The organism is Variovorax glucosi, assembly GCF_051216695.1.
Taxonomy (GTDB): domain Bacteria; phylum Pseudomonadota; class Gammaproteobacteria; order Burkholderiales; family Burkholderiaceae_C; genus Variovorax.
The window spans coordinates 1-1,262 of record NZ_JBPJZE010000182.1 but is presented as its reverse complement, the minus strand read 5'-3'; the positions used below and the strand labels follow the sequence as shown (position 1 = coordinate 1,262).

Sequence of the window (1,262 nt, the reverse complement as noted above, 5' to 3'; positions counted from 1 at the left end):
TCCAGGCTGCCCGGCTTGCGTGCATCGAGCGGGTCATACCAGGCGCCCGTCGCTATCTGCGCCACGCCGGGCCGCACGCCATCGGACAGCACCGCTCCCGCGAGGAATTCCCCCAGCGCATTGAAGACGCGCACCAGGTCGCCGCATCGGTGCACGACGAGAGCTTCAGCTTCGACTTCGAGCTGCTCGACCTCGTGCGCATTCCCGAGCCGCACCAGCGCATCGACGACCATCCGCACAACCTCTCGGGCGGCCAGCGCCAGCGCGTGATGATCGCGATGGCCGTGGCCTGCAAGCCGCGCCTGCTGGTGGCCGACGAGCCGACCACGGCCCTCGACGTGACCCAGATCCTCGAACTGCTCGACGGCCTGCGCCGCGAGCTCGATATGGCGCTGCTGCTGATCACGCACGACCTCGGCCTGGTCGCTCAGTGGGCCGACCGCGTGGCCGTGATGTATGGCGGAGAGAAGGTCGAAGAAGCGCCCACCTCCCGGCTCTTTGCCGCACCGTCGCATGCCTACACCAGGGGCCTGCTGGGCGCCTCGCTGCATGCCGGCAGCTCGCTGCACTACGCCGATGCAAGGCTGCCCGAGATACAGACGCGGCTCGATCCCGGTACTGGCGTGCGTGACTTCGCGCTTCATGTGCCCCAACCCACGTCGAAGGTGCGGGCCTTGCCGGTTCGCAACGCGGCCGGCGAGCCGCTGCTGTCGGTGCAGGACCTGCGCACCGATTACCCAAAGCGTGGCGGCGGCGTGCTGCATGCGGTCGATGGCGTGTCCTTCGATATCCGTGCTGGCGAAACCGTGGGACTGGTGGGTGAGTCGGGCTGCGGCAAGTCAACGTTGTCGCGCACCTTGCTGCGGCTGGTGAACCCGGCGAGTGGTCGCATCGTTTTCGACGGCACCGATATCGCGTCGCTGTCCGAGAAGGCGCTCAAGCCGTGGCGCCACCGCGTGCAGATGGTGTTCCAGGACCCGTATGCGTCGCTGAATCCGCGGCGCAGCGTGTTCGACATCATCGAATCGGTGCTCAAGGTGCACGGAGTGTCGGACCGCGCGGAGCGGCACAACCGCATCGCGGCCATCCTGGAGCGCGTGGGTCTGCCGGGCGATGCGGGGCGGCGCTTTCCCAACGAGTTTTCGGGAGGGCTGCGGCAGCGCATTGGCATTGCTCGGGCGCTGGTGCTGCGGCCCTCGCTGGTGGTGCTGGATGAGCCTGTGTCGGCGCTCGATGTGTCTGTGCAGGCGCAGATCCTGAAT

At 67.7% G+C, this 1,262-nt stretch carries 2 protein-coding genes; one reads left to right on the top strand and one right to left on the bottom strand.

Going from position 1 to position 1,262, the window contains the following annotated elements:
- Positions 1-233, bottom strand: a 233-nt coding sequence (locus ACSFA3_RS24065; RefSeq protein ID WP_435507911.1) for a molybdopterin dinucleotide binding domain-containing protein, incomplete at its 3' end; no start/stop codon positions are given.
- On the opposite strand from ACSFA3_RS24065, the gene ACSFA3_RS24060 reads away from it, so the two are divergent.
- Positions 150-1,262: ATP-binding cassette domain-containing protein (locus ACSFA3_RS24060; RefSeq protein WP_435507910.1), on the top strand; the 1,113-nt coding region annotated here is incomplete at its 3' end. The genes ACSFA3_RS24065 and ACSFA3_RS24060 overlap by 84 nt on opposite strands.